This is a genomic window from Escherichia sp. 93.0816, assembly GCF_013368855.2.
GTDB classification, from domain to species: domain Bacteria; phylum Pseudomonadota; class Gammaproteobacteria; order Enterobacterales; family Enterobacteriaceae; genus Escherichia; species Escherichia ruysiae.
Genome location: NZ_JABWNC020000018.1, coordinates 1 through 21,569 on the forward strand (window position 1 = coordinate 1; position 21,569 = coordinate 21,569).

At 50.8% G+C, this 21,569-nt stretch carries 14 protein-coding genes and 2 pseudogenes; 11 read left to right on the forward strand and 5 right to left on the reverse strand.

Translation table 11 applies throughout. The features are described 5' to 3' along the window. On the forward strand, window positions 1-5,513 hold a 5,513-nt coding region (locus HEM79_RS22495; RefSeq protein WP_203218639.1), incomplete at its 5' end, for a BigA/YdbA N-terminal beta-barrel domain-containing protein. Between the two features lie 210 nt (window positions 5,514-5,723). Next, window positions 5,724-6,590, forward strand: a complete 867-nt coding sequence (locus tag HEM79_RS16740; RefSeq protein ID WP_176241039.1) for an aldo/keto reductase family oxidoreductase — start codon at window positions 5,724-5,726, stop codon at window positions 6,588-6,590. A gap of 39 nt (window positions 6,591-6,629) precedes the next feature. Here the strand turns inward: HEM79_RS16740 and azoR are convergent, their stop codons facing one another. Further along, window positions 6,630-7,235, reverse strand: coding sequence for an FMN-dependent NADH-azoreductase (gene azoR / locus HEM79_RS16745; protein ID WP_016158322.1), 606 nt, complete (start codon window positions 7,233-7,235; stop codon window positions 6,630-6,632). 200 nt (window positions 7,236-7,435) lie between these two features. Between azoR and hrpA the strand changes: the two genes are divergently transcribed. The 6 genes and pseudogenes from hrpA to HEM79_RS16770 all read left to right on the forward strand — a co-directional run. Beyond that, on the forward strand, window positions 7,436-11,338 hold the full coding sequence (gene hrpA / locus HEM79_RS16750) for an ATP-dependent RNA helicase HrpA (RefSeq protein ID WP_176241040.1): 3,903 nt from the start codon (window positions 7,436-7,438) through the stop codon (window positions 11,336-11,338). 272 nt (window positions 11,339-11,610) lie between these two features. After that, on the forward strand, window positions 11,611-12,411 hold the full coding sequence (gene ydcF, locus HEM79_RS16755; protein ID WP_176241041.1) for a DUF218 domain-containing protein YdcF: 801 nt from the start codon (window positions 11,611-11,613) through the stop codon (window positions 12,409-12,411). Window positions 12,412-13,048: 637 nt separating this feature from the next. After that, on the forward strand, window positions 13,049-14,152 hold the full coding sequence (locus HEM79_RS22685) for a T6SS phospholipase effector Tle1-like catalytic domain-containing protein (RefSeq protein ID WP_309491261.1): 1,104 nt from the start codon (window positions 13,049-13,051) through the stop codon (window positions 14,150-14,152). 81 nt (window positions 14,153-14,233) lie between these two features. Then, window positions 14,234-14,617: a hypothetical protein gene (locus tag HEM79_RS22690; protein WP_286178611.1), complete on the forward strand. Its 384-nt coding sequence runs from the start codon at window positions 14,234-14,236 to the stop codon at window positions 14,615-14,617. A gap of 10 nt (window positions 14,618-14,627) precedes the next feature. After that, window positions 14,628-15,314: a DUF2931 family protein gene (locus HEM79_RS16765; RefSeq protein ID WP_176241042.1), complete on the forward strand. Its 687-nt coding sequence runs from the start codon at window positions 14,628-14,630 to the stop codon at window positions 15,312-15,314. A 90-nt stretch (window positions 15,315-15,404) separates the two neighbouring features. Further along, window positions 15,405-15,627: pseudogene (locus HEM79_RS16770) on the forward strand (aldehyde dehydrogenase family protein); the annotation flags it as partial. A 95-nt stretch (window positions 15,628-15,722) separates the two neighbouring features. Here the strand turns inward: HEM79_RS16770 and gap are convergent. After that, window positions 15,723-16,724 (reverse strand): type I glyceraldehyde-3-phosphate dehydrogenase, encoded by a 1,002-nt coding sequence (gap, locus tag HEM79_RS16775; RefSeq protein ID WP_176241043.1) that lies wholly within the window; start codon window positions 16,722-16,724, stop codon window positions 15,723-15,725. A 188-nt stretch (window positions 16,725-16,912) separates the two neighbouring features. Here gap and cybB point away from each other — a divergent pair, with 188 nt between their 5' ends. Both cybB and HEM79_RS22695 read left to right on the forward strand, forming a co-directional pair. After that, window positions 16,913-17,443, forward strand: a complete 531-nt coding sequence (cybB, locus tag HEM79_RS16780) for a cytochrome b561 (protein WP_176241044.1) — start codon at window positions 16,913-16,915, stop codon at window positions 17,441-17,443. 265 nt (window positions 17,444-17,708) lie between these two features. Further along, window positions 17,709-17,774, forward strand: a pseudogene (locus tag HEM79_RS22695) (hypothetical protein); the annotation flags it as partial. Window positions 17,775-17,847: 73 nt separating this feature from the next. Here HEM79_RS22695 and HEM79_RS16785 read toward each other — a convergent pair. Both HEM79_RS16785 and HEM79_RS16790 read right to left on the reverse strand, forming a co-directional pair. Further along, a complete protein-coding gene (locus HEM79_RS16785; protein ID WP_176241045.1) occupies window positions 17,848-17,997 on the reverse strand; it encodes a type I toxin-antitoxin system Hok family toxin in 150 nt (49 codons plus the stop codon). 352 nt (window positions 17,998-18,349) lie between these two features. Continuing rightward, window positions 18,350-18,499, reverse strand: coding sequence for a type I toxin-antitoxin system Hok family toxin (locus tag HEM79_RS16790; protein WP_176241045.1), 150 nt, complete (start codon window positions 18,497-18,499; stop codon window positions 18,350-18,352). Between the two features lie 400 nt (window positions 18,500-18,899). Here HEM79_RS16790 and HEM79_RS16795 point away from each other — a divergent pair, with 400 nt between their 5' ends. Continuing rightward, the gene (locus HEM79_RS16795) at window positions 18,900-20,540 is read left to right on the forward strand and encodes a methyl-accepting chemotaxis protein (RefSeq protein ID WP_176241046.1); all 1,641 of its coding nucleotides are present in this window, start codon (window positions 18,900-18,902) and stop codon (window positions 20,538-20,540) included. Between the two features lie 37 nt (window positions 20,541-20,577). Here HEM79_RS16795 and HEM79_RS16800 read toward each other — a convergent pair whose 3' ends face one another. Next, on the reverse strand, window positions 20,578-21,501 hold the full coding sequence (locus HEM79_RS16800; RefSeq protein ID WP_000414571.1) for a LysR substrate-binding domain-containing protein: 924 nt from the start codon (window positions 21,499-21,501) through the stop codon (window positions 20,578-20,580). Window positions 21,502-21,569: the final 68 nt, after the last annotated feature.

Sequence of the window (21,569 nt, forward strand, 5' to 3'; positions counted from 1 at the left end):
GAGATACGCCAGTACCACCGGACGATGGTGGAGATACGCCAGTACCGCCAGATGACAAACCGGACCCGATCAAATACAACAACAACGTTACCTGGGATCAAGCTGAAAAAACGGTGCAAATCCGTAACGCAACATTTACCTACACTGAGAATGCGGATGGCAGCTATACCCTGACGGCAAAAGATGGTCGCCAGACAATTGTCAAACAGTGGAAGGTAAATGAAGGCAGCAACACGGCAGTCTTCGAAGGTGTTAACAAAGCGGGTGGAATCACCTGGAGCTACGACGACGAGGGTAAAATCCACATCACCAAACAAGCTGGTGTGGTGGTTGATGGAACCTCGGGCAACGACATCAAAGTTAGTGATGCCATTATTACCGACCAGGGCGGTAACACTGCGCTGAATGGCGGTACGGTAATGACCGTGGAAGGCGATAATATCGTTCTGAACAATGACGGTAAAACTACCGCGATTGGCGAAGGTTCCGTGGTGGGGATTCTGACGGGCGATGACATCACCATCAATAATAATGGTGAAACCGAAGTGGATGGCGGTACGGCCGTTATTGTTAACGGTAACAATACGACTATTAATACACAGGGCGATGCCATATTTACCAACGGTGGTACAGGTAGTCTGATTAACGGTGACGATGCCACTATCGATAATAAAGGCAATATGACCGTAGATGGTGAAAATTCGGCTGGCACAAAAATTATTGGTAACGATGCACTTATCAAGCAGGAAGGCGATCTTTACGTCAGCGGCGGCGCCCATGGTATTGACGTAGCGGGTAATAGCACCATCGTAAGTAACAAAGGCAATATTACCGTGGTGGATGATAAATCCATCGGCGTATTGCTGGATGGTAGTAACGCCACATTTATGAACATCGGTGATATTGCGGTTGGCGAAACAGGGCACAACGGAAATCCATTCGGTGTGCTGATCGACGGCGACAACGCCACCTTCGTCAACGTGGGGGATATCACCACTAATAATAGCGGTACTGGGATAAAGGTTGCTGGTAACGAAGGTAGTGTTTCACTTTCAGGCAGGATGTCTGTCAACGACGCCACAACCGGGCTGGACGTGAGCGGCAGCGATAACGACATCACACTGACAACCTATGAACTGAGCATCGCGGGCGAAAATGCGACGGGCGTAAATTTATCTGGCAACGGCAACAATCTCGAAATTTCAGGGGATATGAGCGTTGATGGAGTGAACGCGGTGGGAACCCGGGTGACGGGCGATGATGCAAGCGTTCTTCAGAATGGCGATCTTCACGTCAGCAGTGGTGCACACGGTATTAATGTCAGTGGCGAACGCGTCAAAATCGGCAATACGGGTAAAATCACCGTTGTTGATAAGGGGTCGAGTGGTGTCATGATCGACGGCGACGACGCGCAATTTATCAATATTGGCGAAATCGATATCGCGAAAAATGGTACAGGTGTAGCCATTACCGGCGATCGCGAGCAGGTTGATTTGCGGGGTGATATCAACATCATCCGGGAAAAAGATGACAGCGGGCAATTCCAGGGTGCGACTGGTGTCAAGATGATGAGCAACGGCAGCGAAGTCACTCTGGACGGAAACATCAATCTGATTTCCAACATGGATGATGACATGACCAGCATACCGTTGCCGCTGGATGGGATGAATATCAGCGGTGACAATAACACCATTAATTTGAACGGCAGCGTAAACTTTTCACTTAATGACGGTATGACTATCCCGGAAGACTCCACCAATATTCAGGGAATCAATATTATCGGCGCGGGCAATACCGTCAATCTTCAAGGCGGTATCAACGTTTCGGGGGTTAGCGGGAAACAGATGATTACTGGCGTTAACGTTTCGGGCGCTAATACCGTCAACGTTAGCGGTCACTCCACCGTGGACGCCAGTACGCTTCGCGGCGAGATTTCGCTTGTTTCAGCATCCGGCGGTGCATCGGTAACACTCAACGATGATTCGGTGATTGATGCCGCCGGGACTGTGTTTAATGTCAATTATGTTTATACCAATGCCATTCTTCTGGCAGCGGGCAACGGAACGCATATTGATAACCATGGAATTATTAATGCGACCACATCACAAGAGTTGATGAAATCTCAGAATGGAGCCTCGGTCACGAATTTCGGCACTATAAATGCCTTACCTGGGGAAAATCAGGAAGGTGATTTAAAGGCTGCGGTGATTCACGCCAGCGGCAACGGGTCAAGTGCGATCAATATGGCTGGCGGTACAATTAATGTTATTTCCACCACGACACCTGAGGGTAGTGCTGCTGAAGGCGAGTACCCCGTTCCATGGCATAACCGCGTGTACTTCGCCTTAATGGCGGATAACTATGGGCTGGCCACTAACGAAGCGGGCGCGACGATTAATCTGCACGGCACTGGAACCTATGGCGTTTCTGTGTCGAAAGGCACCGCCACCAATGCCGGAGAAATTAACGTCGACGGTTTTATCCCGGTTCTGGATGAAAACGGAAATATTACTGATAAAACCTTCTGGCAGGCAGACGACGTTTATTTAATGTCTGGCGGTATGCTGGTTGGGTCAACCAACAGTCCGAATCAAACCTGGGGGGATGGAACTGGCCTCAACACTGGCACCATCAACGTCAACAACGAAGGCTTCGGTATGCTGGCCGCGAAGGGGGGAACGGTGACAAACCAGGGCACCATCAATCTGACTTCGGATGAAGGTGTCACTGAAAGGCACAATAACCAGCTGTTCGGCATGGGAGCAATTGAAGGCGGTGTCGCGATAAATGACACGATCGGCGTCATTAATATTGATACCAGTCTCGGCCAGGCATTTTACAATGACGGCACAGGCACCATCATTAATTACGGCACCATCTGTACATTTGGTGACTGTCAAAATGCTGGAGAGTATAACCCTACCGATCCGATTGTGAGCCTGGGCTATACCGGGGGAGACGTGCTCACCGCCGAAGGACAGTCAACCAATTTCACCAAGAATGTGGTGATCATAGACAGCACTCCAGGCAGCGTGACTAATGCGGGTATCGTTTCTGGTCAGACCGTCACTGTGCTGGAGGGGGAACTGGATAACACCAGCACCGGGAATATCAGTAGCCTGGTTAAAGTTGACGAAGGTGGCGTGGTTAATAACGCCGGTACGCTTAATAATATTGAAATTGCCGATAATTCACTGGTGAACAACACGGGCACCGTCAATAAATTGGTACAGAACGCGGGTGTCTTTAACAACAGCGGTACTGTCACTGGTCGTATCGATCAGCGAAACGGCACCTTCAATAACCTGCAGGGTGGTACGGTTAAAAACGGTTCTAAATTAGCCAACAGCGCGGTGGTGAATAACGAAGGTGAATGGATCCTTGGCGAGAGCAGCGGCGGCACTAATGCCGGTATGTTAGAAATCAACAATAACGCCGTCTTTAATAACAGCGGCGAGTTTGTTCTCGATAACAACAAAAACGCCGTCCACCTGAATCAGTCTGGTACGCTGTACAACACCGGGCATATGTCATTGCTGGATTCCTCAAATAATGGAGCCGTGAATATTTGGGGCGGCAACGGGCGCTTTATCAATAACGGTAAAGTGGATTCAACCGCCAAATCTGTTGTTGTCAGCGCCAGTAACGCGGCGGCGACCGACGCGTTCTTCTGGAACATGAGCGAAGGTGAGATTAATTTCGACCGTGATAACGCCAGCGCGGTGAAATTCACCCATAACAACTATGTCGCGCAGAATGACGGCACCATGAACATCAGCGGCAACAATGCCGTGGCGATGGAAGGGAACAATAATGCGCAACTGGTCAACGAGGGCATCATTAACCTGGGTACGGAAGGCACGACCGATACCGGCCTGATCGGTATGCAACTGGATGCTAACGCTACGGCGGACGCAGTCATTGAGAACAACGGCACCATTAATATTTATGCCAATGATTCTTTTGCTTTCAGTGTGCTGGGGACGAATGGTCACGTCGTCAACAACGGTACGGTGATGATCGCCGATGGTGTGACCGGATCTGGCCTGATTAAACAGGGCGACAGCGTGAACGTGGAAGGGGTTAATGGTAACAACGGTAATACTACCGAAGTCCATTACGGCGATTACACGTTACCAGATGTGCCGAACACCACGGTGACATCGTTTGCTGATAACTCAAGTGGCGAAGCTGGCGCTACCAACAACCTCAGCGGCTATGTTGTGGGCACTAACGCCGACGGCAGCGCAGGCCGGTTGATGGTCAATAACGCCAGCATGAACGGCGTGGAGATCAACACTGACTTCGCTGCTGGTACAGCAGAGACCACCGTTAACTTTGATAACGTGGTGCAGGGCAGCAACCTCACTGACGCGAACGCCATCACGTCCACTACTGTGATGTGGAATGCGCAAGGAAGTACGGATGCGAGCGGCAACGTAGACGTGACGATGACCAAAAACACCTACACCGATGTCGCAACGGATGCCTCCGTTGACGGTGTGGCGAAGGCGCTGGACGCGGGCTACACCAATAACGAGCTGTACACCAGCCTGAACGTGGGCACCACGGCGGAACTGAACAGCGCACTGAAGCAAATCAGCGGCAGCCAGGCAACCACCGTGTTCCGTGAAGCGCGCGTGTTAAGCAACCGCTTCAGTATGCTGGCGGATGCCGCACCGAAGGTGGGCAACGGTCTGGCGTTCAACGTGGTGGCAAAAGGCGATCCGCGCGCGGAACTGGGCAACGACACGCAATACGACATGCTGGCGCTGCGTAAAACGCTTGACCTGAGTGACAGCCAGAGCCTGAGCCTGGAGTACGGCATCGCCCGTCTGGATGGCAACGGTTCTGACAAGGCAGGGGACAACGGCGTCACAGGCGGCTACAGCCAGTTCTTTGGTCTGAAGCACCAGATGGCGTTCGAAAACGGGATGAACTGGAACAACGCCCTGCGTTATGACGTTCATAACCTCGACAGCAGCCGTGCCGTAGCCTACGGCGACGTAAGTAAAACAGCCGATACCGACGTGAAGCAGCAGTACCTTGAGTTCCGCAGTGAAGGGGCGAAAACCTTTGAACCGCGCGAAGGGCTGAAAATCACGCCGTATGCCGGAGTAAAACTGCGTCACACGTTGGAAGGCGGTTATCAGGAACGTAACGCCGGTGACTTTAACCTGAATATGAACAGTGGCAGCGAAACGGCGGTGGACAGCATCGTCGGGCTGAAACTGAACTACGCAGGGAAAGACGGCTGGAGCGCGAACGCCACGCTGGAGGGCGGGCCGAACCTGAGTTATGCGAAGAGCCAGCGCACGGCGAGCCTTGCCGGGGCAGGCGGTCAGCAGTTTAACGTTGACGACGGGCAGAAGGGCGGCGGCATCAACAGCCTGGAAAGCGTCGGCGTGAAGTACAGTAGCAAAGAAAGTTCGCTGCATCTGGATGCTTACCACTGGAAAGAGGACGGCATCAGTGACAAAGGCGTGATGCTGAACTTTAAGAAAACGTTCTAATTTTTCGCATGTGACACAAAAACCGCAACGCTGATACTGGTTGCGGTTTTTTATTGCCGAATACGATCTTATACAGCCTGAGTTTTGGCTGTCTTTCAGGTCAAATAAGTGCTGCGCATCCGGTAATCTTATTTATGCCTTCACATCATTTATCTCTTTTCATTTCTATACTGATTTTTCTTTATCCGTTTTATTAAAGGGCAGGATGTTATGAGCAGCGACACATTTACTCTAGGGACAAAATCCGTTAACCGTCTTGGTTATGGCGCGATGCAGTTGGCAGGGCCTGGTGTTTTCGGTCCGCCGAAAGATCGCCATGTTGCTATTACCGTGCTGCGTGAGGCACTTGCTTTGGGCGTTAATCACATTGATACCAGCGACTTTTATGGCCCGCACATCACCAACCAGATCATCCGTGAAGCACTGCATCCCTATTCTGACGACCTGACGATTGTCACCAAAATTGGCGCTCGCCGTGGTGAGGATGCCTCCTGGCTGCCTGCATTCTCTCCCGCTGAACTGAAAACGGCGGTGCATGACAACCTGCGAAATCTGGGGCTTGATGTGCTGGATGTGGTTAACCTGCGCGTAATGCTGGGGGATGGTCACGGTCCGATGGAAGGATCGATTGAAGCCAGCCTGACCGTGCTGGCAGAGATGCAGCAGCAGGGACTGGTAAAACATATCGGTTTGAGCAATGTCACGCCGACACAAGTCGCTGAAGCGTGCAAAATCGCTGAAATCGTTTGTGTGCAAAACGAATACAACATTGCACACCGTGCCGATGACGCATTAATTGATACTTTGGCTCGCGATGGTATTGCGTACGTGCCGTTCTTCCCGCTCGGCGGTTTTACGCCGCTGCAATCCTCCACACTTTCGGATGTTGCTGCAAGCCTGGGCGTGACACCAATGCAGGTGGCGCTGGCGTGGCTGTTGCAACGTTCAGCGAATATTTTGCTGATCCCCGGTACGTCTTCCATTGCGCACTTGCGGGAGAATATGGCTGCAGGGAAATTAGTGTTATCTGATGATGTGTTGGCAACACTGGACAGCATTGCGAAAAAGGCGGGTTAAGTAAAAAGCCTCCCGCATTTGCAGGAGGCCCCTTAAAAATTATGCTGCAACAACTGCGTCAATTGCTGCTTTTGCGTCTGCCTGCGCTTTCGCCGCCATTTCAGGACCGTAGGCAATACCTTCCGCAAAGACGAATTTCACATCGGTAATACCGATAAAGCCCAGGAACGTGGACAGATACGGCGTTACCAGATCCGTCGGCCCATCTTTATGGATACCGCCACGGCTGGTAATCACGATGGCTTTTTTACCTGTTACCAGACCTTCCGGACCGTTTTCGGTGTAGCGGAAAGTAACGCCTGCACGCGCAACCAGGTCAAAATAGTTTTTCAGCTGAGTCGAGATGTTAAAGTTGTACATTGGTGCCGCAATCACAATAACGTCATGGGCTTTCAGCTCGGCAATCAGCTCATCGGAAAGAGCCAGAGCTTCCTGTTGACGTGGGGTCAGCGGCGCATCGCTCGGACGCAGAGCGCCAACCAGTTCGCCATCCAGCACCGGAATCGGATTTGCAGCCAGGTCACGAACGGTGATTTCATCAGCAGTGTGTTTTTCGCGCCATTGTTCAACAAAATAATCGGACAACAAATTAGACTGAGAGTACCCTGCCAGGATGCTGGATTTAAGAACTAATACCTTGCTCATGGTGTTTCCTTATAGATGTTTGAATGGGCGATGCCCCGTTGCTTGTTGACACTTTATTCACAATCCTGCCACAGAGATAGCGCAATAAATCGAAGCCTATGTTCGAATTTATTGAACAACGCATAGAAAGCCGCGATGTGGTACTCTATATCTATCATTTAAAAGAAAATTAATCAGGCAGACTACTGCCCTCTAACGTTATGACAGAACAACAAAAATTGACCTTTAATGTCTTGCAACAGCGGCTGGATTCGCTAATGCTGCGTGACAGGCTGCGCTTTTCCCGCCGTCTGCATGGTGTGAAAAAGGTTAAAAATCCTGATGCACAACAGGCCATTTTCCAGGAAATGGCAAAAGAGATTGACCAGGCGGCAGGGAAAGTCCTGCTGCGTGAAGCGGCGCGTCCGGAGATTACTTATCCGGACAATTTGCCGGTTAGTCAGAAAAAACAGGACATTCTTGAAGCGATTCGTAACCACCAGGTCGTCATCGTTGCCGGGGAAACGGGGTCAGGTAAAACCACTCAGTTACCGAAAATCTGTATGGAACTGGGGCGCGGAATTAAAGGGCTGATCGGTCATACCCAACCGCGCCGTCTGGCAGCAAGAACCGTCGCGAATCGTATTGCCGAAGAGTTGCAGACCGAGCCGGGTGGTTGCATCGGTTATAAGGTTCGTTTTAGCGATCACGTAAGCGATAATACGATGGTCAAACTGATGACTGACGGTATCTTGCTGGCGGAAATCCAGCAGGATCGCCTGCTGATGCAGTATGACACCATCATCATCGATGAAGCGCACGAGCGTAGCCTGAACATCGATTTTCTGCTCGGTTATCTGAAAGAGTTGCTGCCGCGTCGTCCAGATCTGAAAGTGATCATCACCTCGGCGACCATCGATCCTGAACGTTTCTCACGCCACTTTAATAATGCGCCGATCATCGAAGTCTCCGGTCGCACTTATCCGGTGGAAGTGCGCTATCGTCCGATTGTTGAAGAAGCGGATGACACCGAACGCGACCAGTTGCAGGCCATTTTCGATGCGGTAGAAGAGCTAAGCCAGGAAAGTCCTGGTGATATCCTGATCTTTATGAGCGGCGAGCGGGAAATTCGCGATACCGCCGATGCGCTGAACAAGTTGAATCTGCGTCATACCGAAATCTTGCCGCTTTACGCAAGACTGTCTAACAGTGAACAGAATAGGGTGTTCCAGTCGCACAGCGGGCGGCGCATTGTGCTGGCGACCAACGTCGCAGAAACTTCGCTGACCGTACCGGGTATTAAATACGTGATCGACCCCGGTACGGCGCGTATCAGTCGCTACAGCTATCGCACCAAAGTGCAGCGTTTGCCGATTGAGCCAATTTCGCAGGCTTCTGCTAATCAGCGTAAAGGTCGCTGCGGACGTGTGTCAGAAGGGATCTGTATTCGTCTCTATTCCGAAGATGATTTCCTGTCGCGCCCGGAGTTTACCGACCCAGAAATTCTGCGTACCAACCTGGCATCGGTTATTTTGCAGATGACCGCGCTGGGGCTGGGCGATATTGCCGCGTTCCCGTTTGTCGAAGCGCCGGATAAACGCAATATCCAGGATGGCGTGCGTCTGCTGGAAGAGCTGGGCGCGATCACCACTGATGAACAGGCCAGCGCCTATAAACTGACGCCGCTCGGTCGCCAGCTCTCGCAACTGCCTGTCGATCCTCGTCTGGCGCGAATGGTGCTGGAAGCGCAGAAACATGGCTGCGTGCGTGAGGCGATGATTATCACTTCCGCGCTCTCCATTCAGGACCCGCGTGAGCGTCCGATGGACAAACAGCAGGCATCGGACGAAAAACATCGTCGCTTCCACGACAAAGAATCCGACTTCCTGGCATTTGTTAATCTGTGGAATTATCTCGGCGAACAGCAAAAGGCGCTCTCTTCTAACGCCTTCCGTCGCCTGTGCCGCACCGATTACCTCAACTATCTGCGCGTGCGCGAATGGCAGGACATCTACACCCAGTTGCGCCAGGTAGTGAAAGAACTCGGTATTCCGGTCAACAGCGAACCGGCGGAGTATCGCGAAATTCACATCGCCTTACTGACCGGTTTGCTTTCGCATATCGGCATGAAAGATGCCGATAAACAGGAATATACCGGCGCACGTAACGCGCGTTTTTCCATCTTCCCGGGTTCTGGTTTATTCAAAAAGCCACCGAAATGGGTAATGGTGGCAGAACTGGTAGAAACCAGCCGCTTGTGGGGGCGCATTGCGGCACGCATCGATCCGGAATGGGTGGAGCCCGTCGCTCAGCACCTGATCAAACGTACCTACAGCGAACCTCACTGGGAAAGGGCGCAGGGCGCGGTGATGGCGACGGAAAAAGTTACCGTCTATGGCCTGCCGATTGTTGCCGCGCGTAAAGTTAACTATAGCCAGATCGATCCGGCGTTATGTCGTGAACTCTTTATCCGTCACGCACTGGTGGAAGGTGACTGGCAGACGCGTCACGTATTCTTCCGCGAAAACCTGAAACTGCGGGCAGAAGTGGAAGAACTGGAACACAAATCACGTCGCCGCGATATTCTGGTGGATGACGAAACGCTGTTTGAGTTTTACGACCAGCGCATCAGTCACGATGTCATCTCCTCGCGCCACTTCGACAGTTGGTGGAAAAAGGTCAGCCGCGAAACGCCAGATTTGCTCAACTTTGAAAAGAGCATGTTGATCAAAGAAGGTGCGGAAAAAATCAGCAAGCTGGATTACCCGAACTTCTGGCATCAGGGCAATCTCAAGCTGCGTTTAAGTTATCAGTTTGAGCCAGGGGCGGATGCTGACGGTGTGACCGTGCATATTCCGCTGCCGTTACTTAACCAGGTGGAAGAGAGTGGTTTTGAGTGGCAGATCCCCGGTCTGCGCCGCGAACTGGTGATTGCGCTGATTAAATCGTTGCCGAAACCGGTACGGCGTAATTTTGTACCCGCACCAAACTACGCTGAAGCGTTTTTAGGCCGCGTCACACCGCTGGAGCTGCCGTTGCTCGACAGCCTTGAGCGCGAGCTGCGGCGGATGACCGGCGTTACCGTTGACCGCGAGGACTGGCACTGGGATCAGGTGCCCGATCACCTGAAAATCACCTTCCGCGTGGTGGATGACAAAAACAAGAAGCTAAAAGAAGGGCGCTCGCTACAAGATCTGAAAGACGCGCTGAAAGGCAAAGTGCAGGAAACACTGTCTGCGGTGGCGGATGACGGTATCGAGCAGAGTGGCTTACATATCTGGAGTTTTGGTCAACTGCCGGAAAGCTACGAACAGAAACGTGGCAACTACAAAGTGAAAGCGTGGCCTGCGCTAGTGGATGAACGCGACAGCGTAGCGATCAAACTGTTTGATAATCCGCTGGAACAGAAGCAGGCGATGTGGAACGGCCTTCGCCGTTTGCTGCTGCTGAATATTCCATCGCCGATCAAATATTTACATGAGAAGTTGCCAAACAAAGCCAAGTTAGGGCTGTACTTTAACCCGTATGGCAAAGTACTGGAGCTGATCGACGACTGTATCTCCTGCGGTGTGGATAAATTGATCGATGCCAACGGTGGCCCAGTCTGGACGGAAGAAGGCTTTGCTGCGCTGCATGAAAAAGTGCGTGCCGAGCTGAACGATACGGTGGTGGATATTGCGAAGCAGGTCGAGCAAATCCTCACAGCGGTGTTCAATATCAATAAACGCCTGAAAGGGCGCGTTGATATGACGATGGCGCTGGGACTTTCAGATATCAAAGCGCAGATGGGCGGGCTGGTATATCGCGGTTTTGTCACCGGTAACGGCTTCAAACGTCTGGGTGATACGCTGCGTTATTTGCAGGCGATTGAAAAACGCCTGGAAAAACTGGCGGTTGATCCACATCGCGACCGTGCCCAGATGCTGAAAGTCGAAAACGTCCAGCAGACATGGCAGCAATGGATCAACAAACTGCCGCCTGCTCGTCGTGAGGATGAAGACGTGAAAGAGATTCGCTGGATGATAGAGGAGTTGCGCGTCAGTTACTTCGCCCAACAACTCGGTACGCCGTATCCGATTTCAGATAAGCGTATTCTGCAAGCGATGGAGCAAATTAGCGGATAACGCTGCTATTTGCCTGATAAATCTAAAACCCGGTAAGCCTATGCTGCCGGGTTTTTTATTAAATCTGAAAACGATAAGGGCAAAAGTTCAGGGATTCAGGAGAATACAATTCTCTGCTGCAAGATGAATAATGTTTATCTACAGCTTTTCTGTAAAACATATGCCAGGTTTGCGGAGAGGCGATTAACGAAATACGACCTCCTCCTTTCAGAGTGCTCCGCTTCTCATTATTATCTCACGCAGTATTCTTAAGGGAACGAGAAGGAGGAACCATGAATATTACCCCGTTTCCGACGCTTTCGGCGGCAACCATCGATGCCATAAACGTTATCGGTCGATGGCTGGCGCAGGATGATTTCTCCGGTGCTGCTCCGTATCAGGCTGATTGCGTGATCCTTGCAGGTAATGCGGTTATCCCTACTATCGACGGCGCTTGCAAGATTGCCAGTGATCAGCAAATTCCGTTACTGATCAGCGGTGGTATCGGTCACTCGACAACATTTTTATACAGTGCTATCGCACAGCATCCGCATTACAACACCATTCGCACAACAGGCAGGTCAGAAGCTACCATCCTCGCAGATATTGCCCATCAGTTCTGGCATATACCACATGAAAAAATCTTGATTGAAGACCAGTCAACAAACTGCGGAGAAAATGCCCGCTTCAGCATCGCGTTACTGAATCAGGCCAAAGAACGGGTTCACACGGCTATCGTCGTGCAGGACCCCACCATGCAGCGGCGCACGATGGCGACATTCCACCGTATTACAGGTGATAATCCCGATGCGCCTCGTTGGTTAAGTTATCCAGGATTTGTACCACAATTAGTGAATAACGCAGACAGTGTCGCATTTGCTAATTCACTGGAAGGGTTATGGCCAGTTGAGCGTTATTTATCGCTTCTTACTGGCGAGCTACCTCGTTTGCGTGATGATAGCGATGGCTATGGGCCACGCGGGCGCGATTTTATCGTTCATGTTGACTTTCCCGCTGAAGTCACCCAGGCCTGGCAGACGCTGAAACACGACGCTGTGCTTATTGAAGCGATGGAAAGTCGTTCACTACGTTAAAAATTGCCCGTTTGTGAAATACCGTTGGCAAACGGGCATGATTCTTTACTTTTACTTCTGCCTTTTATTCCTTTCACACTTGTTTTTATGAAACCCTTCACAGAATCGTTTTTCCACGATGCCGTCATCTACGATGATTGATGTTTACACAGGAACAGACTTTTTTGACCGGGACGAGTCGCGTTTGCTTACTGACGAGCTTTCTCTGCTAGCTGGAATGACCAATACAGGGCCATTATCCTGAATACACCTTCAGTTGTTGTGAATGCTATTGCTCAGCAGATCGGATGCACTCCGGTATCTCTTCCGCTTCAGGGACGGCAGGCTCCGCACCTTGTATCCTCCCGTTAAATCCGGGCGACAGAGCATATCAGTGGCTCCGTTGCTGTCAGTGAACAACCAGGAATTCATACATTTGAATATGGCAACTGCATCTTGTGCAGAAGATAGAGCGTTGATTTTATTTAAGAACTGAAGGGGGGAGTATGATGTGCCTGATTTAACCTTTCAGACAAAAGGGATTTTTTATGGCAGCAGGCGAGAATACTGAGCCGGGTAATACCGGCTATCACCGGTATGAAACTACCGGGGAGAACACGCACTACACCGATGTTTTATGTAGTGGAAAAGTCATCCGGTGCCGGTCAGAGGGATCACGCTGACGGTGGGGGTGTTCTTTGATGGTACCGGGAATAACCGGGCAAACGCAGACGATCTGCGGCTGGCGCATGCCCACTGCGCCGGTTTGGTCGGTGAGGAACGAGCCAGGGCGTGCGCGAAGTATGAAGAACACGCCAGAGAGGGGGCAGGCAATGCCAGCTGGCAGGGCGGCATCACCAATATTTCCCGGCTCAATGACCTTTACAAATCTGATACTGCCCTTGGTGAAGATGAGATGGAGGCACAGGTGAAAGCCTACGTCAGTGGCATCGGGACGGCAGATGGGAAAAGCGACTCGTTGCTGGGGATGGGGCTGGGCAGCAGCCTTATCAGGCGGTTTGAGGGAGTGGTAACTAAGACCGATGAAACTCTTGAGGAAATAGCTTCTGCACTGAATGTATTTAGCAGTCGTAACCGCGATAAAGTGGCGATCGCGAAGGTGCAGTTTGATGTGTTCGGGTTCAGTCGCGGCGCGGCAGCGGCACGGCACTTTGCCAACCGGGTGATGAACCAGGATACGGCGATAGTGGCTGCGATAGAGAACGGGCTGGATATGTCCGGACACCATGGAAAATCTGCGGGAGAGGTGCGTTTTCTGGGGCTTTTTGACACAGTGGCAGCCATCGGGAGCCTGCTGAATTTCTACGATATTAACGGACGCAGTAATCCTGGTGTCAACCTTGAGTTGCGTCCTTCTGTGGCGCAGAAGGTGTTTCAGATAAGCGCAATGCACGAGTGCCGTTATAACTTCAGTCTGAACAGCATCGTGGGGATGTGGCCGGAGCTGGCACTGCCGGGGGCGCATTCGGACATTGGCGGGGGCTACAACGCGGGCGAGGATGAGATTTCCCTGCTGACGATGCCGGACTTTGACGTGATACCGGAGAGCGCGGACGAGACGCAAACTGCGGTGTACCGTCAGGCGGAGAAGATGCGTCAGGCGCTGTTTTCACTGCCGGCGCTGAAGTACCTGATGCCACACGGTAAGGTGGAGACAAAAATGATTTCGTGGCGCTGGTTAACCTTGACAAGGCTCGGGCTTTTATTTTTGAGAAGAAAGCCGGCGCGGCGGTGTTTATGACGCGCAGGGCGGTGCCGAACGACTGGGAAAAGGTGTGTATGCGGGTGATGCTCGATGCGGCACAGGACGCCGGGGTTATGTTTGGAGATATTGACCCGCAAAACCCTGACACAGCTCTTCCTGCTGAGCTGGTTCCCCTTGTGTGACAAAGCAACAGCCCAGGGGCGTGCGATCCGGCGCGGCGCAGAGCCGGAGGGCTTCACGGCGGAGGAGATGCGAACCATCGGGCGTTATCTGCACTGTTCGGCGAACTGGAACATCGACTCGGACCTGAGCCTGTGGGTGAGTCCGTCCTCGGGAGAGGTTTTTCTGCGAAACCACTATGCGCCGACTGACGACCGCTCGTTCGTGTGGCCGATGGCTCCGGGCAAAGGGGGGGTGCGGACGGTGTGGAGGATGGATGACCAGCAGCAGTGGGAAGACCGGGCGCGGGCGAACGTGGACGTGCTGGACGAACTGTTCTGAGGAGGAAGGGATGAGACGATTACCGCTGATGGTGGCCGTGCTGGGGGGCATTCTGCTTTCAGGCTGCCATGACCGCCGGGCAGGCGTGAAGACGCTGCTGGGAGACGGCGTGGAGCAGTGGGGAAAGAAGCTGCCTTACGATAACTGGAATTTTAGTTTTATATACCCGAAAAATCTGCCTGCACTAGTGACGATGGTGTACCTGGAGGACGGGGATATTCGGGAAAGTATCTTCCGTCGGTTAGATCCTATAGACATCAGTGATCTGAGTGTCGGGCGCTGGCATGATTTGATAGGGGGGTATGGCGGGTATTTTAACCGGGGAAAAGCACTGCCGGTACGAATGACGGTGTGCTGGGACTCGGTTATTGACAAGAAAGCGTATGAAACGGAGATCTGGTTCAGTCGGGAGACGTGGCAGCAGATGGCTACGGCATATCCTGATCCGTATCATCCAGGTAAACCTTACTACCGGAAGCGAATGGCTGTTGGTCTTGCTCCAGGCGGTACTGTACGGATCTGGCTTGAGGATAACGGGAACCCATCCGTACTCCAGCAACCAGCACGGCAGCTTACCCTGACGGGGGATGATATGCTGATATGCAAAGGGGTAACGAAACATCCTAACGGGTATGTTTATTACGGAAAGACACCAGATTTCATCAAAGGGAAAACCTATCCGTATGGTAACTGGTAGGGCATAACGATGAGAAAACTCAAAAGGATCTTCTTGAGATCCTTTTGAGCATCAATCTGATTGTTTTGACGGGTTAAACTTCAATACTGCGAACGCGCCAGTGAAATCAGTGCGCTGATTGTCGAGTAAGGGGCAAAATCCAGCAATTGGCTGAAATCGAAGTGGGCGCGGCGTTATGAGGGAAAAATTATTCAAAGCGATCATATTCTTCTGTTTAAACGTGCCCTTGGCGTGACCACTGGTATTCTGCCGTGGAACTTCCCGTTCTTCCTTATTGATTGCCCACAAAATGTCGCCTGCTCTAGTGACCGGTAAACATGGCTTGCATGAGTACCTTCAAACCCAGGTAGTCTATTTACAGTCATAATGTGTAAAACAGGCGGAGGCATTTTTCTCCGCCTGTATCTGTCAGAGTTTGGCGAATTTTTCGAGAGTGCGAATAAGCTGGGTAACAAACCCATATTCGTTATCGTACCAGGCGACTGTTTTCACCAGTTGTAGATCGCCCACGGCGGTAATCTCCGTTTGCGTGGCATCAAACACCGAACCGAAATGGCTACCAATGATATCGGAAGAGACTATTTCTTCATCGGTATAACCAAATGACTCGTTATTGTTTGTCGCTTTTTTAAGCGCGTTGTTCACCTCTTCGGCAGTGACTTTTTTCCCGAGAATAGACACCAGTTCGGTGACCGAACCTGTTTTCACGGGTACACGCTGCGCATGGCCTTTCAGTTTGCCGCTCAGTTCCGGGATCACCAGGCCAATGGCTTTTGCCGCGCCAGTGGTGTGGGGAATGATATTTTCTGCCGCCGCACGTGAAGCGCGTAGATCTTTACCACGCGGACCATCCACCAGTGACTGGGTGCCGGTATAAGCATGAATGGTCGTCATCGTGCCGACTTCTATTCCGAAACTGTCGTGCAAGGCTTTAGCCATCGGCGCAAGACAGTTTGTGGTACATGACGCTACAGAAACAATGGTGTCGTTACCATCCAGAGTGTCGTCATTGACGTTATAAACGATAGTTTTCATCTCACCGGCAGGGGCGGAAATCAGTACTTTCCTGGCGCCAGCATCCAGATGCGCCTGCGATTTTTCTGCAGAGGTATAAAAGCCTGTACATTCGACAATGATTTCTGCACCTTTCGCTTTCCACGGAATATTTTTCGCCTCTTTTTCGGCGTAAACCGCAATGCTTTTCCCATCAACGATAAGTGAATCTTCAGTGAAATCAACGTTCCAGGGGAACGGGCCGTAGTTTGAATCATGTTTCAGCAGATAGGCGAGAATTTTCGGGGATGTGAGATCATTAATAGCGACAACGTCTATGTTGCTTTTGACCTCAAGTAATCGACGCAACACCAGTCGACCGATACGACCAAAACCGTTAATGCCAACTTTACTCATGGTTTTCTCCTGTAAGGAACTCTTGGGTGAAAATTGATCCTTTCCAGGCTTAGACCAGGATGGCGGGATGAGCAATCTACATTCGTGCAGCGAAACGTAACGTACTGAAAAAGGGCGAACAATATTTAATGAAATTTTAAGAAAAGCTGGTTATGTTAACGATAAGTTGTTTTAAATCAGGAAATATTATGGAAAATAAATACGCAAGGTTACAAATTGGCATTCACTGGCTGGTCTTTTTGCTGGTTATTGCAGCCTATTGTGCAATGGAGTTTCGTGGCTTTTTCCCACGTAGCGATCGGCCGCTCATCAACATGATCCATGTTTCCTGCGGCATTTCGATTCTCGTATTAATGGTGCTTCGTCTTGTGCTAAGACTGAAATACCCAACCCCGCCAATTGTGCCTAAACCGAAACCGATGATAACGGGGCTTGCGCATCTTGGGCATCTGGTCATTTACCTGCTGTTTATCGCGCTGCCGCTGATTGGCATCGTGATGATGTATAACCGTGGCAATCCCTGGTTTGCGTTCGGTGTAACGATGCCTTACACATCAGAGCCAAATTTCGATCTGGTAGATATTTTAAAGTCATGGCATGAAACGCTGGCAAATTTGGGATATTTCGTTATCGGGCTACATGCTGCTGCTGCATTGGCACACCACTATTTCTGGAAGGACAACACGCTTCTGCGCATGATGCCGCGTAAGCGTTCCTGACGACAATAAAAGAAAACGCCTGTACTAAACCAGACCCGTGGTACAGGCGAAGAATACGGGTCTACATCGGAAGCATCTATTATATTTATTTGTATGACAAATAAAACCATAATTAGTATTTATGCGTTTGTCTGGTTTATATTTAACCATTTTATCTTTCAGTTAATATTGAAATCCATTTTCCTCAATCTTTGATCTCGCTAAGTGAAATCAAGTCCACCCAGCGTATAACTTTTATACCGAACATAAAATTTGGTAAACAATGGCTGGTGGCAAATTTGTTTGTAACGATGGATCTATCAGCGCATCGAAAAAGACATGTACTAACTGAAAGGAAAAAAGGGGTGCCATGAGAAAATGAACTCGCCATCCAGATGCGCGGGGAAAACTCCCCGCGCAGACCCTTACCTGGACTTACAGGCCATGAGAGCCGCCACCTCCTTATTACCGTCCCAGAACCGCAGTTCGTAGAGCGTCTGTCGGGTCAGAAGTGTGAATGCCAGTATTGTGAAACAAATAATGAGCAGACACACCACCAGGGGGTTGCGCTTCATAGCCTTTCTCCTTGCCGGATGGCAGGTAAGAGACTAACATCTGAATTGTGGGTTTCATTCGTTGGCCTCGGTTGATAGAAATATCGGTCGGGGCCTCCGTCTTTCTGATTCCCGGTTAGCCTGAAAACAGAAAGTCTCAGGCACCCGCGATCATCCTATGTAGTTTCTATTAGCATGGAAATAATCACTTTACGAAATTGCGTGACGGCTTCCGGCAAATTTTAATCAGATAACATAAACGACAGGATTAAATGCGAGCCAGGTTCCGGTTGCAGTTGCAGTATGAAAAGGGGTGCCATGAGAAAATGAACTCGCCATCCAGATGCGCGGGGAAAACTCCCCGCGCAGACCCTTACCTGGACTTACAGGCCATGAGAGCCGCCACCTCCTTATTACCGTCCCAGAACCGCAGTTCGTAGAGCGTCTGTCGGGTCAGAAGTGTGAATGCCAGTATTGTGAAACAAATAATGAGCAGACACACCACCAGGGGGTTGCGCTTCATAGCCTTTCTCCTTGCCGGATGGCAGGTAAGAGACTAACATCTGAATTGTGGGTTTCATTCGTTGGCCTCGGTTGATAGAAATATCGGTCGGGGCCTCCGTCTTTCTGATTCCCGGTTAGCCTGAAAACAGAAAGTCTCAGGCACCCGCGATCATCCTATGCAGTTTCTCTTAGCAGAGAAATAATCACCTTGCGAAATTGCGTAACGCTTTCCAGAATTTCACGCAATACATCTCAAAAAGCATCCTTATTCGCCAGCCTATTCATTGCGGCGCCCGATGATCTCTTAACGCATAAAATGTTGTGAAAATGTGAAGTGAAAACGTTTTTGGCAGTAAGCAATTACCACCGATTGCCGATGATTCTCTCTCGGGAGTAAATCTGGAAGAGAGACAACGGCCATGCATACAACACCCTCACACCGCTTAGGTTTTTTATATCACATCAGGCTGGTTCCGCTATTTGCCTGTATTCTGGGCGGCATATTACTTCTATTTGCCCTGAGTTCAGCTCTGGCTGGGTATTTTCTCTGGCAGGCTGACCGCGATCAGCGTGACGCTACTGCAGAGATCCAGATTCGCACCGGTTTGGCAAATAGCTCTGATTATCTGCGTTCAGCCCGCATCAATATGATTCAGGCCGGGGCGGCGAGCCGTATCGCAGAAATGGAAAAGATGAAGCGAAATATCGCACAAGCGGAATTGCAGATTAAACAATCGCAGCAAGGTTATCGTACTTACCAGAATCGCCAGGTGAAAACGGCTGCAGATAAAGCTCTGGATGCTGAATTAAATCAACGTTTTCAGGCTTATATAACTGGCCTCCTGCCTATGCTGAAATATGCCAAAAACGGCATGTTTGAAGCGATTATTAATCATGAAAGTGAGCAGATCCGAACGCTGGATAATAGTTATACCCATATATTAAACAAAGCCGTTGAAATACGTAGCGCCAGAGCGAACCACCTGGCGGAGCAGGCGCATCAGCGCACTCGACTGGGTGTGATGTTTATGATTGGTGCGTTTATCCTTGCCCTGGTCATGACGCTGATGACCTTCATCGTTTTGCGTCGGATTGTGATTCGACCTCTGCAACATGCCGCGCAACGTATTGAACAAATCGCCGGTGGCGATCTGACAATGAACGACGAACCTACGGGGCGCAGCGAAATAGGACGATTAAGTCGTCATCTACAGAAAATGCAGCATTCTCTGGTGATGACCGTCGGGACGGTACTCCAGGGGGCGGAGGAGATTTATCGCGGCACCAGCGAAATCTCCGCTGGCAATGCTGACCTTTCTTCGCGCACGGAAGAACAGGCGGCGGCGATTGAACAAACCGCTGCCAGCATGGAGCAACTGACTGCGACGGTGAAACAGAATGCGGACAATGCACACCACGCGAGCCGTCTGGCACAAGAGGCTTCCGTTAAAGCAAGCGATGGCGGGAAGACAGTCTCTGGCGTGGTGAAAACAATGGGCGATATCTCCAGTAGCTCGAAAAAAATTTCCGAAATTACCGCCGTGATCAACAGTATTGCTTTCCAGACAAATATTCTGGCGCTCAATGCCGCCGTTGAAGCTGCGCGAGCTGGTGAGCAAGGTCGCGGATTTGCGGTTGTCGCCAGCGAAGTGCGTACACTTGCCAGTCGCAGCGCCCAGGCGGCGAAAGAAATTGAAGGCTTGATTAGCGAATCAGTCAGATTAATTGGGCAAGGATCCGATGAGGTTACAACCGCCGGGAAAACGATGAGTGCCATTGTGGATGCCGTGGCGAGCGTCACACATATCATGCAGGAAATTGCCGCTGCCTCCGATGAGCAAAGCAGGGGGATAACGCAGGTCAGCCAGGCGATTTCTGAAATGGATAAAGTAACGCAACAGAATGCCTCTCTGGTGGAAGAGGCCTCTGCAGCGGCAGTGTCTCTTGAAGAGCAGGCGGCACGATTAACTGAGGCTGTGGATGTATTCCGCCTGAAGAAACAATCGTTACCTGCGAATCAACGAGGGGCAGGGCGCTCGGTTAGTTTGGCAACGGCGTGATAATGTCAAAGAAGGGATCGCAAGATCCCTTCACCTTTCAGAATGGCATTGATTTCCGAATTGCGTTAATCATTAGCTGACAGCCGGAAGAGAGCGTTGCATCTACGCGGGTCAGTATTCCAATCGGTTCGCCTGCACCATGTCCCGGAACAGGCAGCGCCACCAGCGTGGCATGACGCAGGTCGTCTTTTACAGCGCCAGAAGGGACAAACCACACATAGTCATATTCAACCGTAAGCTGACGCGAAAGCGATGCTGAAAGCGTTTCAATACAACCCGAAGGAATTTTGCAGCCCTGGCTTTGTACTAACGCATCTGAATGTTGGCGGGGCGCAGTGCCTTCTGGCGATACGACAACCGGCCATTCCAGCACCCGACTTAACGTCACGTTTTCCTGAAGAAGCGGGTGGTTAGGCCGGACAACCAGTTTCAGTGATTCGAGAAACAGCAATTCGTAATTAAGCCCGGTCATCAGTTCAGGATCTGACATCCGACCAACACCGATATCAATTTCCCCCGTTTTTAAGCCTGCCAGAATCATGGTGTTACTCATAGTGGCAACTTGCAGAGTGGTCTCTTTTTGTTGCTGATGAAACTGACCAATAACGGAAGGCAAGATCCCCAGTGCAGCAGTGGGTAATGCACCAACCCTTACAACATCATTGTTAAGCCCTTCTTTACGATTAAGCGCCTGACCTGCGGTGTTGATAGCGTCAAGCACTCTGACTGCATGGGTTAAAAATTGCTCGCCAGGTAAGGTAAGCTGTGCGCCCTGACGTCCACGGTCAAATAAGCGGGTGCCTGTCAATTGTTCAAGTTCATTCAATGTTTTAGAGAGCGCAGGTTGACTCAAATTAAGGGTTTCAGCCGCGCGCCCCAAAGTTCCTTGTTGTGCGACAGCTACGAAAGTATGAAGGTGGCGCAAACGGATGCGCTGACTAAACAGACTATTTTTTTCCATAAGCGATGTTAAAAACGAAGCGGTGCCGCTGACAAGTGAAGTTGTTTGATTATGATAACTTGATTGCA